An 18,699-nucleotide genomic window follows, 5' to 3' on the forward strand; every position below is an offset into this window, starting at 1 on the left:
GTCAGGCGGCGATCTCGACGACCGCTTCGATTTCGACGGTGATGTTTCCGGGCAGCGAGCCGACGCCGATAGCAGAGCGCGCATGGCCGCCGATCTTGTCGAAGACGTCGGCGAAGAGATCGGAACAGCCGTTGACCACTTTCGGGTGGTCGCTGAAGGTCGGCGTGGCGTTGACGAAGCCGAGCAGCTTGACGACGCGCACGATGCGGCCGAGGTCGCCCGCCGCCGCATGCATGACGGCAAGCAGGTTGAGGCCGGTGAGGCGGGCATGCTCGTAGGCCTGCTCGACGGTCACGTCCTCGCCGACCTTGCCGGTGCAAAGCGTGCCGTCGGCGCGCAACGGCCCCTGGCCGGACAGGAAGATCAGCCGGCCGCTCTCGGCATGGGTGACGAAGTTGGCAATGGGCGTCGGCGGCACGGGCAACGTCAGGCCGAGTTCGGCGAGCCGGGTGTAAGGCGTCATGGAAGAAGGCTCCTTGGATGGCTTTCGCCATCCGATGTCAAAGGTGAATGGCCAAAGGCCATCCGATGTCAGAAATGCGAGGCGCGGAAGCGCGCCAGAAAGGTGCGGAGGCGTTCGTTGGTGGTTTCAGCGGCAAGCACCTCCTTTGGCGGCCCGACGGCGCTGACGCCGCCATCGGCCATGAAGACGATGCGGCTGGAGGCGTCGCGGGCAAAGGCCATTTCATGCGTCACCATCACCATGGTCATGCCGTCCTCGGCCAGGCTGCGCACGACGGCCAGCACCTCGCCGACGAGCTCGGGATCGAGCGCCGAGGTGATCTCGTCGAGCAGCAGGATTTTCGGTTCCATGGCGACGGCTCGGGCGATGCCGACGCGCTGCTGTTGGCCGCCGGAAAGTTCCGCCGGCAGGCTGTCGGCCTTGTGGGCGAGGCCGACGCGGCCCAGCCAATGCTCGGCTATCGAACGCGCCTCCGTCTTGCTCTTGCCGCGCACCTTGGTGAGGCCGAGCATGATGTTGCCGGCCGCCGTCAGATGCGGGAACAGATTGAAGCCCTGGAACACCATACCGGTCTCGGCGCGCATGGCCGCCAAGTCGCGCTCGCTGCGTCGCTGGCGCGCGCCGCCGTCGCGAAAACCGACCTCCTTGCCATCGATGCGGATCGAGCCGCTGTCGTAGCTTTCGAGAAAGTTGACGCAGCGCAGCAGCGTGGTCTTGCCGCTGCCGGACGGGCCGATGACGGTGACCACCTCGCCCTTCGCCACCGTGAGGCTGACGGAGCGCAGCACCTCGACGGAGCCGAAGGATTTCGAGACCTTGGCTATGTCGAGAAGCGCTGGACTGTCGGTGGAACTGGTGGCCATCGTGCTATTCCCGGATGAAGGCGAAGCGCCGCTCGAGCCGTCGGCTGGCGAGCGAAAGCGCGTAGTTGACGGCGAAATAGAGGAGGGCGCCGAGGATATAGAGCGGCATCGCCTCATAGGTGCGGCCGATGACCTGGTTGATGGCCTGCATCAAGTCGGTGATGCCGAGCAGCGAGACCAGCGCGCTGCCTTTCACCGCGTCGGTGACGCCGTTGATCCAAGGCGGCAGGAAGCGGCGGAAAGCCTGCGGAAAGATGACGTAGGCAAGTCGCTGACGGAAGGTCAGGCCGATCGCCATCGCCGCTTCGGACTGGCCCTTCGGAATGGAAGCGACAGCGCCGCGCAGATATTCGACGACCTGAGCGGTCTTGAACAAGGTCAGCGCAAGCACCGCGGCCCAGAAGGACTGCAGGTGAACGCCGACCGCCGGCAGACCGTAATAGACGAAGAAGATCAGCACCAGGATCGGGATGCCGCGAATGGTGTCGCTGAAGATGCGCACCGCCCAGCGCAGCGGCGCGGGTCCGTAGACGAGGCCGACGCCGAGGATGATGCCGGCGACCAGCGACAGCACCACGACCAGCAAGGACACCCAAAGCGTCAGCGCGAAGCCTTCGGCGAGGAACGGCAGGGCGTAGGCGATCTGGCCGAACATCAGCGCGCCGTCCTGTACCAGCGCTCGACCAGGCGCAGCGCGAAGAGCAGGGCGTAGCCCGTCAATAGATACATCGCCGTCACCACCAGATAGACCTCGACGATGCGGAAGGTGTTGAAGTTGATCCACTGCGCGCCATAGGTCAGCTCCGGCACCGAGATGACGGAAGCGACGGAGGTGTCCTTGAACAGCGAGATGAAAGTGTTGGAGAGCGCCGGCAGCGTGATGCGCATCATCGTCGGCAAGCGCACATGAACAAGCCGCTGCCAGGGCGTGAGCCCGATCGCCTTGCCGGCGTCGATCTGGCCCCGCGGCACGGCCTCCAGGCCGGAGCGAAACACCTCGACCAGATAGGCGCCGCTGTAGAGGGAAAGTGTCGCGACGAAGGAGGTCTGCGCGCTGTAGACGAGGTCGACGACGGTCGGCAGGCCGTAGAAGACCAGATAGACCAGCAGGATCAGCGGCACGTTGCGAATGAATTCGACGTAAGCCGCGATGACGCCGCGCACGACGCGGCCGGCCGAGACATACCAGACCGCCAGCACCAGCCCGATGACGATGCCGATGGCGATCGAGATCACGGCCAGCTCGAGACTGAGCAGAAGCCCGCCCCACAGCTTGTCGAAATGCCGCCAGATCAGATTGAAATTGAGCGTGTAGCCCATGCGTTCGTCTCAATGGCCTGCGTGACGAACAAAGGATTCATCCTCCGCATGGCCCGTGTCGAGGAGAAACAGGCGGAAGAGCATTTGCCGCGCCCTTCCGCCGACTTTGTCCGACGGGCTTGGTCAAATGACCGGGAAGCCGGGGTGACGCGGCGGTGGCTCCTGGCCGAAATATTCCTTGAAGGCGGCGTCGTAGAGCGCCGTCTCGTGGCCGAACATGGCGATGGTGAAGGTCTGGTTGACATAGGTCAGCCAGTCGAGATCGCCTTGGCGGACCGCCGCGCCGTAAAGCATCGAATACCAGCTCTTGCCGGCATCGAAATATTTGTCCGGATTGCGCGAGGCTAGCCAGCGCACGGTGGAGAGGTCGACCGCGGCGGCGTCGACGCGCTTCGATTCCAGCGCCTGGAGCACGTTGGCCTGGGTGTCGATCTGCATCACCTGCGCCTGCGGCAGGGCAAAGTGCACCGAGCTTTCGGCATCGACATTCTGCAGGATCGAGACGCGGGTGGCGGAGCCTCCCGCGAGCAGCTTGTCGAAGGTCTTGTTCTCCGAGCCGGGCAGCGTCAGCAGGGCGACGCCCTCAACATAGTAGGGCCGCGAGAAGTGGATCAGCTGCGAGCGCTGCGCGGTCATAGTCATGAACTGGATGGTGATGTCGACCTTGTTGGTGGTCACGTTCGGAATGCGCTGCGCCGGGTCCTGCATGACGAACTCAACCTTGGTCGGATCGTCGAAGAGGCCCTTGGCGAGGATGCGGCCCATGGTGATGTCCATGCCGACCAGCTCGCCGGCATCGTTCTCGAAATGCCAGGGCGCATTGGTGCTGCCGGTGCCGACGATGAGCTTGCCGCGATCGAGCGCGGTGCGCAGCACGCTGTCGGATGCGGCCTGCGCGGCTGCCTTTTCGGCGCTGATCGCGGTGAGCGCGCCGGCGGTGGCAAGTCCCGCCATTCCCAATTTCAGAAAATCACGTCTTCCGGATGTGTCGTTCACAGCGACCTCCTTTCGTGGTGTGTTCCCCAATGAAGCAGCGATACTTGCGTCCGTGATCGGTTGTCTCTTACAAGAGACGCATGTATCCTGTACAAGACAGATACTAGCATTAGGAATTTGCAATGCAAGATGGCGAGACGCTGACCGGGTGGCCGCCCGCTGGCATGGACGAGGAGAGGCCCACGAATTCGCGCGAGAAGGGCCTCAACCGGGTGCTTCACATTCTGGAATTCCTGCACGCCAACCAGCGCGCGATCGGCATCGGTGAGCTGGCGAAAGGCCTCAACGCGCCGCGCTCGACGACCTACACGCTGGTGCGCGAGCTGGTCGAGGCTGGGCTGCTGGAGATGGAAGGCGACGGCAACCGCGTCTATTTCGGCAAGAAGCTCTACCTCTATGGAATGGCCTATATGCGCGGCAACGACTTGCTCAGGCGCGGTCGGCAGGAGGTCGACACGCTGTCGCGCGAGACGGGCGAAACCTCGGAACTGTGCATGCTGCAGAGCGGCCGCTACACGATCGTCCATTCGAGCCCAGGCACCAGGCCGTTCCGCATCAGCTCGGCCACCGGCCTACAGATCCCACTTCCCTGGACCGCTTCCGGCCGGCTGCTGCTTGCCGGCCTGGAACGGAGCCGGATCGAAGCCATGATCTCGCGGGACGATCTCATGCTGCCGGACGGCCGCAAGATCGAGCTCGACGATTTCATCGACGACATCGGAAAAGCCCGCGTAACCGGCTATTGCGTGACGTCGGGCCTCGTCGACGCCTACACCAAATGCCTGGCGGCGCCGGTCTTTTCGGCGCCCGGCAAGGTCGAGGCGACGATGTGCCTGGTGGTTCCGATCGATACCTCGGAAGAGCGGACAGGCGAACTGGTCGCGCTGCTGCGCGAGCGCGCCGCACGGCTGTCGATTTCTTAGAGCAGTTCATCGCTTCACAGAAACGCTGAACTGCTCTAACTATTTGTTTTTACGCAATTCCGAACGGAAAACCGTTACACACTTTTCCTGGAATTGCTCTAGCCGTCGAGCGAAGGAAGCGGCCGGTCAGGCGATGATGTCGGGGATGATGCGATCTTCCAGCGCCATCAGCCGGTCCTTCAGCATCAGCTTCTTCTTCTTCATGCGCTGGATCTGAAGCGGGTCGCAACCCATGGCAACCATCGCGTTGATGGCGGCGTCGAAATCGGCGTGTTCCTGTTTGAGCCGGGAATATTCTAGGCGTATCTCAGCCTGTTCCTGTTCGGACATTATCTACCGTCTGCGCATGCGTCGCCCAGGGATGGGCCTTTGGGCGGGGCCGGTGGGGTTTATGACCGGCGCGCCGCTGATATCACATTTCACATTGTCGTGGAATGCTACCACGCTGCATTCGACATCGGGATTGGTTGGTGGCAAACTGTCATTATGCCGTCACAGTAGCGACCTGCGGTGGAACGTGCTTGCGACGGCTGCAATCGAGGAAACCATGAAAGGGAGAACCAATCATGTCTCTTGCATCCCATCTTGATGAGCTGCAGCGGAAGCACGGCGACATCGAGCGTGAGCTTATCGATGCGATGAATCATCCTTCGGTAGACGACCTCGAGATCGCCAGTCTCAAGCGGCGCAAGTTGGCAATCAAGGACGAGATTGAAAAGCTGAAGGCGAAACCGACGGCACACTGAAGCTCTCTAGGCAACATCACCCGCGCCCGTCGTGGTGCAACCCACCGGTGGCAAGAAATGCCACCGGCCCGGTGTCCTACAACAAAATCTGCTGGACCGTTCCGGCGCACATCTCGCAGCCCGACCTGTTCGTTTGAGCCGCGGGGGCCGCCGCTCAAGGACAGCCGATTTGCGGACAATGGCCGGCACTGGCCATTGACAAGCCATCTTTGCTCCGCCACCTCATGCCCGGAACTTCCAGATGAAGGCGGCCGGCATGACCGGATATTTTTCCTCTCCTTTCCCACGCCGCGCATCGGTCGGCGTCGATGTCGGCGGCGTGATGGTCGGCGGCGGCGCGCCGGTCGTGGTGCAGTCGATGACCAATACCGACACCGCCGATGTCGACCAGACCGTCGCCCAGGTGGCGGCGCTCAATCGCGCTGGCTCGGAGATCGTGCGCATCACCGTCGACCGCGACGAAAGCGCCGCCGCCGTGCCGCGCATCCAGGAGAGGCTGCTGCGGCTCGGCGTCAACGTGCCCTTGGTCGGCGATTTCCACTATATCGGCCACAAGCTGCTCGCCGATCACCCGGCCTGCGCCGAGGCGCTGGCGAAATACCGCATCAATCCCGGCAATGTCGGCTTCAAGGAGAAGAAGGACCGCCAGTTCGCGGCGATCGTCGAAATGGCGATCAAGTACGACAAGCCGGTGCGCATCGGCGTCAACTGGGGCTCGCTCGACCAGGAGCTTCTGACCCGGCTGATGGACGAGAACCAAGCCCAGGGTTCGCCGCTCACCGCACAGGAGGTTACGCGCGAGGCGATCGTGCAGTCGGCGATCCTGTCGGCCGAGATGGCGGAAGAGATCGGGCTCGGCCGCGACAAGATCATCCTGTCGGCCAAGGTCAGCGGCGTGCAGGACCTGATCGCCGTCTATACCGAGCTCGCGACCCGCTCCAACCATGCGCTGCATCTCGGCCTCACCGAGGCCGGCATGGGCACCAAGGGCATCGTCGCCTCTTCCGCGGCGATGGGCATCCTCCTGCAGCAGGGCATCGGCGACACGATCCGCATCTCGCTGACGCCGGAGCCGAATGGCGACCGCACGCGCGAGGTGCAGGTCTCGCAGGAACTTTTGCAGACCATGGGCTTCCGGCAGTTCGTGCCGATCGTCGCTGCCTGCCCCGGCTGCGGCCGCACGACGTCCACCGTGTTCCAGGAGCTGGCGCAGAGCATCCAGGCCGACATCCGCAAGAACATGCCGGTGTGGCGCGAGAAGTATCCCGGCGTCGAGAACCTCAAGGTCGCGGTGATGGGCTGCATCGTCAACGGCCCCGGCGAATCCAAGCATGCCGATATCGGCATATCGCTGCCTGGCACCGGCGAGACGCCGACGGCGCCGGTGTTCATCGATGGCAAGAAGGCGGCGACGCTGCGCGGTCCTTCGATCGCGCAGGATTTCGAGAAGATGGTCGCCGACTATATCGAGCAGCGCTACGGGCACGGCAAGGCCGCGGCCGAATAGGCCGATGCGGCGATTGCTCAAAGCCGCGCTGATCCTGCTCTGCTGGCTCGGCTGCGCCGGGCAGGCGCTCGCCGATCCGCCGCAGTCGCGATCCGCGGCCAAACGGCTGATTTCCCGTGTCTGCGACCTGATCGAGATCCAGGCCGACAAGAACAGCCTGCCCAAGGATTTCTTCGCCCGGCTGATCTGGAAGGAGAGCCGCTTCGATCCCAATGCGGTCAGTCGCGTCGGCGCCGAAGGCATCGCGCAGTTCATGCCGGGCACGGCCAAGCTGCGCGGGCTTGCCGACCCCTTCGACATCGAGCAGGCTATCCCCGCGTCGGCGAAATATCTTGCCGAGATGAAGGCGGGCTACGGCAATCTCGGCCTCGCGGCGGCCGCCTACAATGCCGGCGAGAACCGCGTGTCGCGCTGGCTGGATTCGGGCGGCTTCCTGCCAATGGAAACCGAGAGCTATGTCTTCGACATCATGGGCGAGCCGGTCGACAAGTTCTCGGACACCGCTTACGGCGGCACCATCCAGCCGCTCGATCCGAAGACGAGCTTCGCGGTTGCCTGCCGCAGGCTGCCGGTGATCATGTCCGAGACCGTCGCCATGGCCTCGATCGACGTCAAGCCGTGGGGCGTGCAGGTGGCCGGCAATTTCCGCCGCTCCGCCGCGATCGGCCAGTGGCTGCGAGTGCGCGGCCGGTTCCCGGCCCTGCTCGCCAGCCACGATCCCGTGGTGAGCCGGGTGCGCACGCCGATCGGCCGGCGCGGCATCTACGCGGTCAGGATCGGCGCCGACTCACGCGCCGAGGCGGACGGCATCTGCGGCAAGCTGCACAGCGTCGGCGGGGCGTGCGTGGTTATGCGCAACCGGTAGCTTTCAGGACCTGTGATATTTGGAGACGCCCGACAGGACAGAGGGGGGCGCGAAGGAACGCTGCGCTTGGTCGTTGAAGCAATTACGCCCTCTTCGCCGCCACCGTTTCGCTGAGCCAGGTGCCGATCTTGGCGCCGAGGCGGTCGGGGGAGACCGGCTTCGGCAGGTAGTCATCCATGCCGGCCTCGATGCATTTTTCGCGGTCGCCCTTCAGCGCATGCGCGGTGACGCCGATGATCGGCGTGTGGCCGCCGTTTCGCTCTTCAATCGCGCGGATGGCGCGCGTCGCCTCATAGCCGTTCATCTCCGGCATGGAGACATCCATCAGCACCAGCCGCGGCCGCAGCGAGCGGTACATCTCGACCGCGGTACGGCCATTGCCGGCAATGCGGTAACTGAGGCCCAGGCCGTTGAGGATCTGGCCGAAGACCAACTGGTTCACATCATTGTCCTCGGCGATCAGGATATCGATCGGCCCGCTCGGCGCGGCGGTGGACTCCGGCGCCGCTGGTACCGGAACGGCAGGGCCGCGAATGACGGTGAAGGCCGGTGGAGCCGCCTGGGCGACGATCGGCTCGCGCACGAAATGCGCCTTGGCGCCTTGTGTGCGCGCTTTCTGGATGGCGGAGATCACGGTGCCGAGCAGCACCGCCGAGCGCGCCGGCTTGGTGAGATGGGCGACGATACCGAAATCGATCACCATCCTGCCGAAATCGACCTGATCGACGGAGGTGAGCAGCACGACCGGAATGGAAGACAGACGGCTGTCGGCGGCGATCGCCCTCGCGACGTCGGCGCCGTTCATGCCGGGCATCTGGTAGTCGAGGATGATGCAGTCGACCGAGGCGCCGAGCTGGCAGGCACGGTCGAGGAAGGCGAGGCCGATCGCGCCGCTTTCGGCCGCGGCGCAATCGAAGCTCCAGCTGCGCAACTGCTCCAGCAGGATCTCGCGATTAACGGGGTTGTCGTCGATGACCAGCACACGGGCGCCGGTGACGTCGACCGGCACGATCTCGTCGCGCGCTTCCTGGCGGTGCATCGGCAGCGGCACGGCGAACCAGAAGACCGAGCCGCGGCCGATCTCGCTTTCGACGCCGATCTTGCCGCCCATCAGGTCGACGAGGCGGGCCGAGATGGCCAGCCCAAGGCCAGTGCCTTCGTGGCGACGGGTGGACGAGCCGTCGACCTGGGCGAATTTCTCGAACACGCTCTGCAGCTTCTCGGCGGGAATGCCGATGCCGGTGTCCTCGACGCGGACCTTGAGCTGGACCGTGCCATCGGCGACATCGCCGCCGACATCGATCAGCACATGCCCCTTCTCGGTGAATTTCACCGCATTGCCGAGCAGGTTGGTGACGATCTGGCGGAAGCGTCCGGCGTCGCCGACGACGAAAGCCGGCAAACGCGGATCGACGCGCACGATGAGCTCGAGGTTCTTTTCGGCAACGCGGGCCGATACCAAAGTGGCCACATCCTCGACCGCTTCCGCCAGGCGGAAAGGAGCGGGGTCGAGCGTCAGCTGGCCGGCATTGATCTTCGAGAAATCGAGGATGTCATTGATAATGGTGAGTAGCGCGTTGCCGGATTTGACGATGACGTCGGTGAAGGTCTTCTGGCGCGGCGTCAGTTCGGTCTTGGCGAGAAGCTCGGCCATGCCGAGCACGCCGTTCATCGGCGTGCGGATCTCGTGGCTCATGTTGGCGAGGAATTCGGACTTGGCGCGATCGGCCGCCTCCGCCTTGAACAAGGAGGCGGCGGTTTCGGCGAAGGCGCGGCGGATCGCGTTCTCCATCGGCCGGAAGATCAGAACCGCCGCGATGGCGATCACGGCGATCAGCAGGCCACTCGCCCACATGAGCAGCCGGTCGTTGGAGGCGTCGGCGAGGCGCCGTTCGTTATCGAGCGCGGTGCGCACGCGCACAAGCATCGGCTGGGCGAAAAGATCGTTCTGGTTGCGGATCTCGCGATAGCTCCATTCGTCGACCTTCTGGGCCACCGACATCAGGTTGAAGTTGCGCACTATGTCGCGCGCCGACCAGAACAAATCGCCGTTCACCGAGGCGGATTCGAGCGCGTTGAGGGTGTCGTTCGACAGGCGCGGCCTGATCGCCGCAAGCTGCGCGTTCAGGATATCGATCTCGCCCATCAGCCGTTCGGAATGGCCACGCGCGGCGGTGGTCAGTGCTTCGCGGGTCTCGGCCCGCCAGGCCGTTCCGGTCGTCTCGGCAAAATTGGTGGCGTTGCGCAGGTCGCGGGAGAAGATGACGAAGTTGCCGCTGAGGGCGTCGACCTCGTGACGGTACGAATTCACGCGGTTGAGCGCGAACATGACGGCGGCCGAGGCCAGTGCGAAGACGAGCAATCCCGAAAAGTAGCGAATCCGGATCGACCGGATGAAGGAGGAGTACTCCGGCATGCGCAACCCCAAACCCATACGCACAATTTTAACGGTCGGGATTACGCTTGATTTACATTAAGATTTCGTTGGTGCCGGGCGGGTGGCTTCGCCGGAGATGCTACGGGTTGACGACGAGAGAGCGGTATCGAGCAGCCACCACCGCAATGATCGCCAGGTGGAGCAGGATCGCGAGAGCTGCAGCGATCAATTGCGGGGCAAGACCTCCCGTCCGGCCAATCATCCAGATCGTGGCGACGCTCAGCGGCAAAAACAAAGTGACGCTGGTGACGAGGCCGGGATTGTATTTGCGGAGCCGCGCCGATGTGACGAGGTGCGCGAGCGCGTTCACGACCATGACATAAGGGGCAAGCAGGCCCCAGGCAGGCCCCCATAGGAATGCCGCGTAAAGAGCCAGCAGGTTGATGCCCCAGACGAAAGGTAGATTGATGACGAGAACCGAGGCGACGGTAAGAGCGTCGCGGCCGCCGAAAACATTCTCGTCCGCGAATTTGCGGAACCGGTCGCCGGTGTGCTCTTCGACCTGATGGATCATGTAAGACGGGCTGTGCAAGAAGATCAGGAACACCGGCAACGAAAGCGATACCACTGGCGCAACCGCGATAAGCGATGCCGCCATGAACCCGGTGCCAATGACCCAATAATCGGCCAGCCAGCCTTGCAGTTTAAGCATTGGTTCCCGCCTCCTCGCATTTGTCGGTTGGTGATCCTGCACGAATGGACGCGGATCACCAGAACCAATCGAATGCGTGGGCGCCTTGCCCAATGGGACCGACGCTCCGTGACGGTGTCGGACATTGACTGCCGCGACAGGCCCTGAGACAGTCAATAAAGAAGCGTCCTCCGAAACATGGCACTCCGTCGGCTCAGCCACCCGTTGCGGCGCCGGCCGCCTGTCATCGATCAGAGATGGAAACACCGAGCACGAGAAGCGGCCGTGAGTGAACCTACGCAGCGGGTAGTCGAAACCAACGGCATCCACCTCAACATCGCGGAGCAGGGAGATGGACCCCTGGTGCTTTTGTGCCACGGCTTTCCCGAGTCGTGGTATTCTTGGCGTCATCAGTTGGCCGCGCTTGCGGCGGCGGGCTTTCGCGCCGTCGCCCCCGACATGCGGGGCTATGGCAAGAGCGATCGGCCGGAAGCGATCGACCAATATACGCTCTTTCATCTGGTCGGCGACATGGTGGGCCTTCTCGACGCCCTTGAAGCCCCCACCTCCGTCATCGTCGGCCACGACTGGGGCGCGGTCGTCGCCTGGTATGCGGCGTTGCTGCGACCGGACCGCTTCCACGCCGTCATCGGCCTCAGCGTGCCGTTTCGGCCACGCGGCAATGCGCGCCCGACCAGCCTCATGCCGCGAACCGCGGATTCCCAATTCTACCAACTCTATTTCCAACAACCCGGCGTTGCCGAGGCAGAGTTGGAACGAGACCCGCGGGCCACGGTGCGCACCATGCTTTACGCGGTGTCGGGAGACGCTTCGGGCAGCAGCGCCGGAATTGCGATGGTCCCGCACGGCGGAGGCCTCCTGCAAGCCGTCGAGGCGCCTGCAGGCCTGCCGCACTGGCTCAGCGAAAGCGACATCGATTTCTATGCCGGCGAGTTCCAGCGCACCGGCTTTGCGGGGGGTCTCAACTGGTACCGCAACATCGACCGGAACTGGGAGCTGATGGCGCCCTTTGCCGGCGCGCGGATCAAGATTCCCGCGCTCTACATAGCAGGTGACCGCGACTTGGTGGTCGCTTTCCCCGGCATGGATCAACTGTTGGCCAATCTCAGGAACTTCGTCCCGCAAATCCGCGGTACGCTGATGCTGCCCGGCTGTGGGCATTGGACCCAGCAGGAGCGCCCGGACGAAGTCAACGCCGCGATGATCGATTTCCTCCGGAGCCTGCCGAACCGGGGCTGATCCGAGGGAAAGCGAGTATCGGCTCCGGCACGGAAAGTTGGCGAGCCGCTCGGCAAGCGACTCGCCCGGTTCAAATCAGACACTATCCTTGGCCCGGTAGGCCTCGGGAAGAATGAAGACCTCGTCGGCGCGGCCATAGCCTCCATCTGGAACTTCTTCGATCAGCACCATGGTATGGGGGCGCACGCCTTCGCCGAAATAGTCGACGAACATCTGCGTGGTCTTGTGGACGAGGTCTTCCTTCTGCGCCTTCGTGAGCGCGGCCTCGGGTATCTTGAAGTTGGCAAAGGGCATTCCGGCTTCCTTCCGGGTTGGATGTCGCGGGCGCTGGACGGACGAAGTCGGCGAGGCTGTCGATGATAGTCGCGCCCGCTCCATTCGTTGTCCCGGAGCGGATATAGATTGCTGGATGCGCCGGATAATCGCGCTGCCATGGACAGCAGTATTCGGAAAAGGCGAACAATCAGGGCCGTTGTCGGCGCTCCGCCCGCGCGCCACGGCTCAGCTGCTCCGCGTCGCCACGAAGGTCGCCGCTTGCTTGAGCAGATCGGCCGCATCGCCGTAGGGATCGAGCAGCGCGTGCGCCTGGTCGATCAGGCCATGAAGCTGCTCGCGCGCCCAGTCGGGGCCGTGCAGCGCGGCGAGCGTCGCCTTGCCGGCGGCGGCGTCCTTCTTCGTCGCCTTGCCCATCTGCTTTGCGTCGGCCGTGAGGTCGAGCAGGTCGTCGGCGAGCTGGAAGGCAAGGCCGATGGCCGAGCCGAATTCCGCCAGTCTTTCACGATCGGCGGCGGGCGCGCCGGCGACGATGGCGCCGGCCTCGCAGGCGAAGCGGATCAGCGCGCCGGTCTTCATCGCCTGCAGCCTGATGATGCCGGCCTCGTCCGGCCGCTTGCGCGCGGCCTCGAGGTCGAGCGTCTGGCCGCCGACCATGCCGCCGGCTCCCGCGGCGCGGGCGAGCGCCAATACGAGCGCCATCCGGCGCTCGGCCGGCAGCACGGTCGCCTGATCGGCGATGATGTCGAAAGCCAGCGTCAGCAGCGCATCGCCGGCAAGGATCGCGGTCGCCTCGTCAAAGGCCTTGTGCACGGTCGGCTGGCCGCGGCGCAAATCATCGTCGTCCATGGCCGGCAAATCGTCATGGATCAGCGAATAGCAATGCACGCATTCCAGCGCTGCCGCGACGCGCAGCGCCGCTTCATTATCTGCTGAAAAGAGCGCCGCGCTTTCCATGACCAGAAAAGGGCGGAGCCGCTTGCCTCCGTTGAGCGCGCCATGGCGCATCGCCGCCATCAGGCGTTCCGGCCGGGCGATTTCGCCAGAGAGCAGGGGTGCATCGAGGATTTGCCGCAGCAGGTCCTCGCTTGCTGCGGCGCGCGCAAAAAGCGCGGTTTCGAAGGCCGTCTGGTCGTCTTTCATCATGGCCGGGACCGGTAGCCGACACTCAGACATTGCGCAAGAAGCCTGGCACCTTTATGCCGTTGAGCGCGTGGCACGGGTGGGGCGGCTTGACGGAACCGATCGTCGAACATGAAAGCGAAGGGCTGGACATGGCGCGACCGCGGCGCCTGAATCGCGCCGGTCTCAAGCGCTTTGGCCGGCGCTGCCTGATCACGGCGATCGTGCTGGCGGCTATCCCGGTCGTGCTTACCTTCCTCTATCTGCCGCCCTTCGTGCATCCCGTCTCGACGCTGATGCTGAAGGATCTCGCGACCTTCTCCGGCTACGACCGGCGCTGGGTGTCGATCGACGACGTGGCGCCGGTGCTGGCGCATTCGGTGATCATGTCGGAGGATGGGCAGTTCTGTTTCCATCGCGGCGTCGATCTCGGCGAGTTGCGCGGCGTGGTCGACGATGCGCTTGCCGGCGAGGCGACGCGCGGCGCCTCCACCATCACCATGCAGACGGTGAAGAACCTGTTTTTGTGGTCGCGGCCGCTGGGCAGCGTGCGCAAGGTGGTCGAGCTGCCCTTGGCCGTCTATTTCGACGCGGTGATGTCGAAGCGGCGCATCATGGAGATCTATCTCAACATCGCGGAGTGGGGGCCGGGCATCTACGGCATCGAGGCCGCCGCGCAGCATCATTTCGGCGTCTCGGCCAGGCAATTGTCGCGGCGGCAGGCGGCCCTGCTTGCCGTCACCTTGCCCAACCCGATCGCGCGCAATCCGGCCAGGCCCGGCCCGGGTTTGAGGCGGCTCGCCAATCTGATCGAACGGCGGGCCGGCAGGTCGGGCGCGTATGTGGGCTGCTTGGATTGACGCGCACAGGCGCCGGCTCAAAAAAATTCGCGGGCAGTGCTGGCCAAAACGGCGCAAGGCGTGTATAGGCACCCGACTTTCTCAGATTATGGCCTCGATGCGGCCCTTTCGCGAGGGTTGCCGGGGCATTTTGACCATGTAGTGGAGCATATCCATGGCCGTTCCAAAAAGAAAAACCTCTCCGTCGAAGCGCGGCATGCGCCGCTCGGCCGACGCGCTCAAGGCCCCGACCTATGTCGAGGACAAGAATTCCGGCGAAATGCGCCGCCCGCATCACATCGACCTGAAGACCGGCATGTATCGCGGCCGCCAGGTGCTGGAGCCGAAGGAAAGCTGAGAAGCCTCCACGGTTGGTGACGTTTCAAAGGACCGGCCTCTGGCCGGTCTTTTGCGTTTAGCATCGGGGATATTTGGGTTTCGGGCGAGATTGGTGCGGTTGCTCGAAGCAGAAGACAACCGGCTGACATCGTTATTTCATTAGGTCTTACAGCGTGTTCGGCGCCGCTGCCGAAAAACCTTGACGGCGCGCTGGCCGCGGATTTTACAAAAGGGGTGCCTCATTGGAGACGCCCAGATGTTCGGTGCCATCCCGCTGCTGATCGTGCCCTTCGTCCTCTACAATCTCGGACTGCTCGGGTTGTTCGGCGGCGGCGACGATCCATGGATGACCGAGATGTTCTCGTTCCGCATGATGTCGGGCGGCGTCTTCTCGATGACGCTCGGCGATCTGATGGTGCTGATCGGGCTGATCTTCCTATTCGTCGAGATCTCGAAATCGGTGCGCACCACCAATGCATCGATCCTGGATCATCTTTTGTCGACGCTGGTCTTCATCGCCTTCCTGGTCGAGTTCCTGCTGGTGAAGGGCGCGGCGCATTCGGTGTTCTTCACGCTGACGATCATCGCGCTGTTCGATGTGCTTGCCGGGTTCTCGGTGTCGATGCGGTCGGCCAGCCGCGATATCAATCTCAACTAGAGCATGTCTCCCGAAAGTGGGAACCGGTTTCGGGATAAAGACATGCGTAAAATCAAAAACCTAAAGCGCATGGAGCGAATCTGAAAGATCGCGACGCGCTTTTTAGGCCTGCTCGACGGCCGCCTCACGCTGTGGCTGCTTCGGCCTTGCGCGTGACCACCGCTTGATAGCCTGCCTGCAGCTGCTGGCGCACGGTCGGGGTGCCAGGCGGCGTCTTTGCCGGCGCGCCGAGATGTTCGTGGCGAAGCTCGTCCATGAACTGCTCCCATAGCGGCGGGCCGCCCTTTTCGAGAAGCTCGGCGCGGATCGAAAGCTCCTCGCTGACCGGAAGCCACACGCGCCCCCAGGCGCCGAGATGCGCCATGATCGGCACCAGCGTGATCGCCATCTCGGTCAGGCTGTAGATCGCCTTCTGCTTGTGACTGGGATCGTCGGCCTTGGTCAGCAGGCCGAGCTCCATCAGCCGTTTCAGCCGGTCGGCCAGGATATTGGAGGCGATGCCTTCCAGCGATCCGTTGAGCAACTCGCGGAAATGGCGCCTGCCGCCGAAGATCATGTCGCGCAGGATGATCAGGCTCCAGCGGTCGCCAAAAACCTCGAGCGACAGATTGATCGGGCAGCCGGACCGGCGGTCGATGCTCATGACAGTCTCCAAAAAACCAGTTGCATTATGATATCGGTCTGATTATCGTGCAACTGATTGCAAAATGCAATCGGATTGGAACGCAGAGGAGAGAAAAGAATGACCGCTTTGCCTCGTCCTGAAATCGTCTCGGAGACCTTTGGCAATCCGGCCGATCCGGCGATCCTTCTGATCATGGGCGCCATGGCCTCGATGCTCTGGTGGCCGGAAGCCTTCTGCCGGCAGCTCGCCGAACGCGGCCGCTTCGTCATCCGCTACGACAATCGCGACACCGGCCGGTCAACCAAATACAAGCCTGGCCAGCCGTCCTATGCGTTCGAGGACATGGTGGACGACGCCATCCGCGTGCTCGACGACCACAATGTCCGCAAGGCGCATGTCGTCGGCATGTCGATGGGCGGCATGATCGCGCAGATCGTGGCGCTGAAATATCCTCAGCGTGTGGGCGCGCTGACCGTGATCTCCAGCTCGCCGCTCGGCGTCGATACCTCCGGGTTGCCGGGGACGAGCCGGGCCTACGAGGAGCATTCCGCCGAAGGCGCCGGTGTCGACTGGTCGAACCGGGATCGGGTGCTCGACTACATGGTCAAAGACGTGCGGGCGCTTGGCAGCACTCTGCATCCGTTCGACGAGAAACGTACGCGGGCGATGATCGAGGAAGACTACGACCGTTCCGGCGGTCTCGGCAGCGCGGGCAACCACTTCCTGCTAAAGGGTGGCGGGCAGGAGCGACGGATAAACGATCTGACGGTGCCGCTGCTCGTCATCCATGGCACCACCGATCCGATCTTCCCGATCGAGCATGGCGAGGCGCTAGCCGGCGCGGTTCCCGGCGCCAGGCTGGTGCGGATCGAAGGCGGCGGCCACGAACTGCACCGCAACGACTGGTCGCAAATCGTCGAAGCCATCGCGACGCATCGCTAGAGCGTTTCACCGTTTCATTGAAACGGCGAACCGCTCTATCTCTTTGTTTTGACGCAATTCCGGACGGAAGGCTACGGCGAAGTCGCCGAGCCCGACCGTTTCACACTTTTCCTGGAATTGCTCTAACCGGCAGGGCAGCCTTGACTCTGGCGGCCCATGAAAATAGTTAAGTGATCACTTCAGTATTACGTCGACGCCCGACGACAGGAGAAAAAATGTCCCTGACGCTGCATTTCCATCCGCTCGCTTCCTTCTGCTGGAAGCCGCTGATCGCGTTCTACGAGAACGGCACGCCCTTCACGCCGGTGATCGTCGATCTCGGTGACGAGCAATCGCGCGCGGCCTTCCTGAAGGTTTCGCCAACGGGCAAGATGCCGGCTCTGCGCGACGACGCGCGGGACCGCACGGTGCTGGAATCGACCATCGTCATCGAATATCTCGCCGTCTATTATCCCGGGCCGGTCGAGCTCATCCCCGCCGACATCGACCTCGCCATCAAGGTTCGACAGGCCGACCGCTTCTACGACTTCTACGTGCAGGAGCCGATGCAGAAGATCGTCGGCGACCGGCTGCGGCCGAAGGACAAGACCGATCCATTCGGGGTCGAGCAGGCGCGCGAGCAGCTGCGCAATTCCTACGCCATCATCGAAGAGGAGATGAGAGGGAAGGAGATGCGGGGAAAGACTTGGGCGGTCGGCCAGACCTTCAGCATGGCAGACTGCGCGGCCTCGCCGGCGCTGTTCTACGCCAACAAGGTCGAGCCGTTCGGCGACAAATTCCCCGCCGCGAAGCGCTATCACGACCGCCTGCTCGAGCGCCCGAGCTTCGCCCGAGTGGTCGAGGAAGCGCAGCCCTATTTCAAGCTCTTTCCCTACAACAACGGCTAACCATTGATGCTGCACGATCCCGCCCAGCTCGACCTGATGTTCCAGGCGCTCGCGGATCCTGCGCGGCGCCAGATGGTGGACCGTCTATCGCGCGGGCGGGCCTCGGTCAGTCAGCTGGCCGAACCGCTGGCGATGTCGCTGTCGGCCGTCGTCCAACATCTCAACGTTCTCGAGGCGAGCGGCTTGGTGAGCACCGAGAAGCTTGGCCGGGTGCGCACCTGCCGGATCGAGCCGAAGGCGCTACGGGCCGCCGAGCACTGGATCAACGAGCGGCGGCTTGCCTGGGCACGCCGGCTCGACCGGCTCGGCGATTTTCTCGCTGAAACCAAAGACCAAAACTGAGGAACGCCGCCATGACCGAACGATCCGTCGTCCATTCCACCTTCGTCATCGAGCGCGTCTATCCGGCGGCGCCCGAAAAGGTCTATTTCGCGCTGAGCGATCCGGCGGCCAAGAAGCGTTGGTTCTTCGATCCCGACAATCCCATGCCGAGCCGGCATGAAATGGACTTTCGCGTTGGCGGCAAGGAGGTGAATGCCGGTTGCCCGAGCGACGGGCAGATGCATTTCTTCAACGCCGTCTATCAGGACATCGTGCCCAACCGGCGCATCGTCTACAGTTATGAACTGTTGTTCGGCGAAACCCGGGTCTCGGTTTCGCTCGCGACGATCGAGCTTGTCGCGGAAGGCAAGGGCACGCGACTTGTCTTGACGGAGCAGGGGGCCTTCTTCGACGGCATCGATACGCCCTCCACACGCGAGCATGGCACGGGCGAGCTGCTCGACGCGCTTGGCGCGGCACTGGCCGAGGGAATCTAGAGCGTTTCACCGTTTCACGGAAAACGGCGAACCGCTCTAAAGCGCGTCGCGATTTTTCGGATTCGCTCCGTACGCTTTAGACTTTTGATTTTACGCATGTCTTTGTCCCGAAACCGGTTCCCACTTTCGGGAGACATGCTTTAACTCTTTGTTTTTACGCAATTCCGGGCGGAAAATCGCTCACG

Annotated in this window: 23 protein-coding genes; 12 read left to right on the plus strand and 11 right to left on the minus strand. The window is 63.4% G+C overall.

The genetic code is table 11. The features are described 5' to 3' along the window. Position 1 precedes the first annotated feature (1 nt). The 5 genes from P9236_RS20380 to P9236_RS20400 all read right to left on the minus strand — a co-directional run bounded on the left by P9236_RS20380 (position 2) and on the right by P9236_RS20400 (position 3,600). On the minus strand, positions 2 to 463 hold the full coding sequence (locus P9236_RS20380; protein ID WP_278076288.1) for a RidA family protein: 462 nt from the start codon (positions 461 to 463) through the stop codon (positions 2 to 4). A 68-nt stretch (positions 464 to 531) separates the two neighbouring features. After that, positions 532 to 1,326, minus strand: coding sequence for an amino acid ABC transporter ATP-binding protein (locus P9236_RS20385; RefSeq protein ID WP_278076289.1), 795 nt, complete (start codon positions 1,324 to 1,326; stop codon positions 532 to 534). Between the two features lie 4 nt (positions 1,327 to 1,330). After that, entirely contained in the window at positions 1,331 to 1,981 is a 651-nt protein-coding gene (locus tag P9236_RS20390; protein ID WP_278076290.1) for an amino acid ABC transporter permease, read from the minus strand. After that, a complete protein-coding gene (locus P9236_RS20395; protein ID WP_278076292.1) occupies positions 1,981 to 2,646 on the minus strand; it encodes an amino acid ABC transporter permease in 666 nt (221 codons plus the stop codon). Before P9236_RS20395 ends, P9236_RS20390 begins: the two co-directional genes overlap by 1 nt. A gap of 123 nt (positions 2,647 to 2,769) precedes the next feature. Continuing rightward, positions 2,770 to 3,600, minus strand: a complete 831-nt coding sequence (locus P9236_RS20400; RefSeq protein ID WP_278076293.1) for a transporter substrate-binding domain-containing protein — start codon at positions 3,598 to 3,600, stop codon at positions 2,770 to 2,772. Positions 3,601 to 3,764: 164 nt separating this feature from the next. Between P9236_RS20400 and P9236_RS20405 the strand changes: the two genes are divergently transcribed. Next, complete coding sequence (locus P9236_RS20405) at positions 3,765 to 4,565, plus strand: IclR family transcriptional regulator (protein WP_278076294.1); 801 nt, start codon at positions 3,765 to 3,767, stop codon at positions 4,563 to 4,565. A gap of 126 nt (positions 4,566 to 4,691) precedes the next feature. Here P9236_RS20405 and P9236_RS20410 read toward each other — a convergent pair whose 3' ends face one another. After that, complete coding sequence (locus tag P9236_RS20410; RefSeq protein WP_040974304.1) at positions 4,692 to 4,895, minus strand: DUF465 domain-containing protein; 204 nt, start codon at positions 4,893 to 4,895, stop codon at positions 4,692 to 4,694. Between the two features lie 236 nt (positions 4,896 to 5,131). Between P9236_RS20410 and P9236_RS20415 the strand changes: the two genes are divergently transcribed. The 3 genes from P9236_RS20415 to P9236_RS20425 all read left to right on the plus strand — a co-directional run bounded on the left by P9236_RS20415 (position 5,132) and on the right by P9236_RS20425 (position 7,683). Further along, positions 5,132 to 5,311: a YdcH family protein gene (locus P9236_RS20415; RefSeq protein WP_126087177.1), complete on the plus strand. Its 180-nt coding sequence runs from the start codon at positions 5,132 to 5,134 to the stop codon at positions 5,309 to 5,311. Between the two features lie 256 nt (positions 5,312 to 5,567). Then, the gene (gene ispG, locus P9236_RS20420; RefSeq protein ID WP_278076295.1) at positions 5,568 to 6,818 is read left to right on the plus strand and encodes a flavodoxin-dependent (E)-4-hydroxy-3-methylbut-2-enyl-diphosphate synthase; all 1,251 of its coding nucleotides are present in this window, start codon (positions 5,568 to 5,570) and stop codon (positions 6,816 to 6,818) included. A gap of 4 nt (positions 6,819 to 6,822) precedes the next feature. Next, a complete protein-coding gene (locus P9236_RS20425; RefSeq protein WP_278076296.1) occupies positions 6,823 to 7,683 on the plus strand; it encodes a lytic transglycosylase domain-containing protein in 861 nt (286 codons plus the stop codon). Between the two features lie 82 nt (positions 7,684 to 7,765). Here P9236_RS20425 and P9236_RS20430 read toward each other — a convergent pair whose 3' ends face one another. Further along, positions 7,766 to 10,099 carry a response regulator gene (locus tag P9236_RS20430; protein ID WP_278076297.1) on the minus strand — a complete coding sequence of 778 codons (2,334 nt, stop codon included), beginning with the start codon at positions 10,097 to 10,099 and terminating at the stop codon, positions 7,766 to 7,768. Positions 10,100 to 10,199: 100 nt separating this feature from the next. After that, positions 10,200 to 10,865, minus strand: coding sequence for an HXXEE domain-containing protein (locus P9236_RS20435; RefSeq protein ID WP_278076298.1), 666 nt, complete (start codon positions 10,863 to 10,865; stop codon positions 10,200 to 10,202). Positions 10,866 to 11,036: 171 nt separating this feature from the next. Here P9236_RS20435 and P9236_RS20440 point away from each other — a divergent pair, with 171 nt between their 5' ends. Then, positions 11,037 to 12,011: an alpha/beta hydrolase gene (locus P9236_RS20440; RefSeq protein ID WP_278076299.1), complete on the plus strand. Its 975-nt coding sequence runs from the start codon at positions 11,037 to 11,039 to the stop codon at positions 12,009 to 12,011. A gap of 75 nt (positions 12,012 to 12,086) precedes the next feature. Here P9236_RS20440 and P9236_RS20445 read toward each other — a convergent pair whose 3' ends face one another. After that, positions 12,087 to 12,305 (minus strand): 4-oxalocrotonate tautomerase family protein, encoded by a 219-nt coding sequence (locus tag P9236_RS20445; protein WP_278076300.1) that lies wholly within the window; start codon positions 12,303 to 12,305, stop codon positions 12,087 to 12,089. 207 nt (positions 12,306 to 12,512) lie between these two features. After that, positions 12,513 to 13,430: a polyprenyl synthetase family protein gene (locus P9236_RS20450; protein ID WP_278076301.1), complete on the minus strand. Its 918-nt coding sequence runs from the start codon at positions 13,428 to 13,430 to the stop codon at positions 12,513 to 12,515. A 128-nt stretch (positions 13,431 to 13,558) separates the two neighbouring features. On the opposite strand from P9236_RS20450, the gene P9236_RS20455 reads away from it, so the two are divergent. The 3 genes from P9236_RS20455 to P9236_RS20465 all read left to right on the plus strand — a co-directional run bounded on the left by P9236_RS20455 (position 13,559) and on the right by P9236_RS20465 (position 15,242). After that, positions 13,559 to 14,266: a transglycosylase domain-containing protein gene (locus tag P9236_RS20455; protein WP_278076398.1), complete on the plus strand. Its 708-nt coding sequence runs from the start codon at positions 13,559 to 13,561 to the stop codon at positions 14,264 to 14,266. Between the two features lie 154 nt (positions 14,267 to 14,420). Further along, positions 14,421 to 14,603 carry a 50S ribosomal protein L32 gene (gene rpmF / locus P9236_RS20460; RefSeq protein ID WP_006203806.1) on the plus strand — a complete coding sequence of 61 codons (183 nt, stop codon included), beginning with the start codon at positions 14,421 to 14,423 and terminating at the stop codon, positions 14,601 to 14,603. Between the two features lie 237 nt (positions 14,604 to 14,840). Beyond that, positions 14,841 to 15,242 carry a hypothetical protein gene (locus P9236_RS20465; RefSeq protein WP_278076302.1) on the plus strand — a complete coding sequence of 134 codons (402 nt, stop codon included), beginning with the start codon at positions 14,841 to 14,843 and terminating at the stop codon, positions 15,240 to 15,242. Between the two features lie 124 nt (positions 15,243 to 15,366). Here the strand turns inward: P9236_RS20465 and P9236_RS20470 are convergent, their stop codons facing one another. Next, positions 15,367 to 15,885 carry a helix-turn-helix domain-containing protein gene (locus tag P9236_RS20470; RefSeq protein WP_278076303.1) on the minus strand — a complete coding sequence of 173 codons (519 nt, stop codon included), beginning with the start codon at positions 15,883 to 15,885 and terminating at the stop codon, positions 15,367 to 15,369. A 99-nt stretch (positions 15,886 to 15,984) separates the two neighbouring features. Here P9236_RS20470 and P9236_RS20475 point away from each other — a divergent pair, with 99 nt between their 5' ends. The 4 genes from P9236_RS20475 (at position 15,985) to P9236_RS20490 (ending at position 18,514) form a co-directional block, all read left to right on the plus strand. Then, complete coding sequence (locus P9236_RS20475; RefSeq protein WP_278076304.1) at positions 15,985 to 16,809, plus strand: alpha/beta hydrolase; 825 nt, start codon at positions 15,985 to 15,987, stop codon at positions 16,807 to 16,809. 215 nt (positions 16,810 to 17,024) lie between these two features. Further along, positions 17,025 to 17,696, plus strand: coding sequence for a glutathione S-transferase family protein (locus P9236_RS20480; protein ID WP_278076305.1), 672 nt, complete (start codon positions 17,025 to 17,027; stop codon positions 17,694 to 17,696). Between the two features lie 6 nt (positions 17,697 to 17,702). Continuing rightward, positions 17,703 to 18,038 (plus strand): metalloregulator ArsR/SmtB family transcription factor, encoded by a 336-nt coding sequence (locus tag P9236_RS20485; protein ID WP_278076306.1) that lies wholly within the window; start codon positions 17,703 to 17,705, stop codon positions 18,036 to 18,038. Between the two features lie 11 nt (positions 18,039 to 18,049). Further along, the gene (locus P9236_RS20490) at positions 18,050 to 18,514 is read left to right on the plus strand and encodes an SRPBCC family protein (RefSeq protein ID WP_278076307.1); all 465 of its coding nucleotides are present in this window, start codon (positions 18,050 to 18,052) and stop codon (positions 18,512 to 18,514) included. Positions 18,515 to 18,699 lie beyond the last annotated feature (185 nt).

This window comes from Mesorhizobium sp. WSM4884 (genome assembly GCF_029625675.1).
GTDB lineage: Bacteria > Pseudomonadota > Alphaproteobacteria > Rhizobiales > Rhizobiaceae > Mesorhizobium.

Bases quoted from the DNA above. Each gene is read 5' to 3' on its own strand.
- P9236_RS20490 (WP_278076307.1), top strand. From the start codon at position 18,050: ATGACCGAACGATCCGTCGTCCATTCCACCTTCGTCATCGAGCGCGTC.
- P9236_RS20415 (WP_126087177.1), top strand. From the start codon at position 5,132: ATGTCTCTTGCATCCCATCTTGATGAGCTGCAGCGGAAGCACGGCGAC.
- P9236_RS20405 (WP_278076294.1), top strand. From the start codon at position 3,765: ATGCAAGATGGCGAGACGCTGACCGGGTGGCCGCCCGCTGGCATGGAC.
- P9236_RS20465 (WP_278076302.1), top strand. From the start codon at position 14,841: ATGTTCGGTGCCATCCCGCTGCTGATCGTGCCCTTCGTCCTCTACAAT.
- P9236_RS20430 (WP_278076297.1), bottom strand. From the start codon at position 10,099: ATGCCGGAGTACTCCTCCTTCATCCGGTCGATCCGGATTCGCTACTTT.
- P9236_RS20485 (WP_278076306.1), top strand. From the start codon at position 17,703: ATGCTGCACGATCCCGCCCAGCTCGACCTGATGTTCCAGGCGCTCGCG.
- P9236_RS20385 (WP_278076289.1), bottom strand. From the start codon at position 1,326: ATGGCCACCAGTTCCACCGACAGTCCAGCGCTTCTCGACATAGCCAAG.
- P9236_RS20395 (WP_278076292.1), bottom strand. From the start codon at position 2,646: ATGGGCTACACGCTCAATTTCAATCTGATCTGGCGGCATTTCGACAAG.
- P9236_RS20425 (WP_278076296.1), top strand. From the start codon at position 6,823: ATGCGGCGATTGCTCAAAGCCGCGCTGATCCTGCTCTGCTGGCTCGGC.
- P9236_RS20450 (WP_278076301.1), bottom strand. From the start codon at position 13,430: ATGATGAAAGACGACCAGACGGCCTTCGAAACCGCGCTTTTTGCGCGC.
- P9236_RS20445 (WP_278076300.1), bottom strand. From the start codon at position 12,305: ATGCCCTTTGCCAACTTCAAGATACCCGAGGCCGCGCTCACGAAGGCG.
- P9236_RS20410 (WP_040974304.1), bottom strand. From the start codon at position 4,895: ATGTCCGAACAGGAACAGGCTGAGATACGCCTAGAATATTCCCGGCTC.
- rpmF (WP_006203806.1), top strand. From the start codon at position 14,421: ATGGCCGTTCCAAAAAGAAAAACCTCTCCGTCGAAGCGCGGCATGCGC.
- P9236_RS20380 (WP_278076288.1), bottom strand. From the start codon at position 463: ATGACGCCTTACACCCGGCTCGCCGAACTCGGCCTGACGTTGCCCGTG.
- P9236_RS20455 (WP_278076398.1), top strand. From the start codon at position 13,559: ATGGCGCGACCGCGGCGCCTGAATCGCGCCGGTCTCAAGCGCTTTGGC.
- P9236_RS20400 (WP_278076293.1), bottom strand. From the start codon at position 3,600: ATGGCGGGACTTGCCACCGCCGGCGCGCTCACCGCGATCAGCGCCGAA.
- ispG (WP_278076295.1), top strand. From the start codon at position 5,568: ATGACCGGATATTTTTCCTCTCCTTTCCCACGCCGCGCATCGGTCGGC.
- P9236_RS20475 (WP_278076304.1), top strand. From the start codon at position 15,985: ATGACCGCTTTGCCTCGTCCTGAAATCGTCTCGGAGACCTTTGGCAAT.
- P9236_RS20390 (WP_278076290.1), bottom strand. From the start codon at position 1,981: ATGTTCGGCCAGATCGCCTACGCCCTGCCGTTCCTCGCCGAAGGCTTC.
- P9236_RS20470 (WP_278076303.1), bottom strand. From the start codon at position 15,885: ATGAGCATCGACCGCCGGTCCGGCTGCCCGATCAATCTGTCGCTCGAG.
- P9236_RS20480 (WP_278076305.1), top strand. From the start codon at position 17,025: ATGTCCCTGACGCTGCATTTCCATCCGCTCGCTTCCTTCTGCTGGAAG.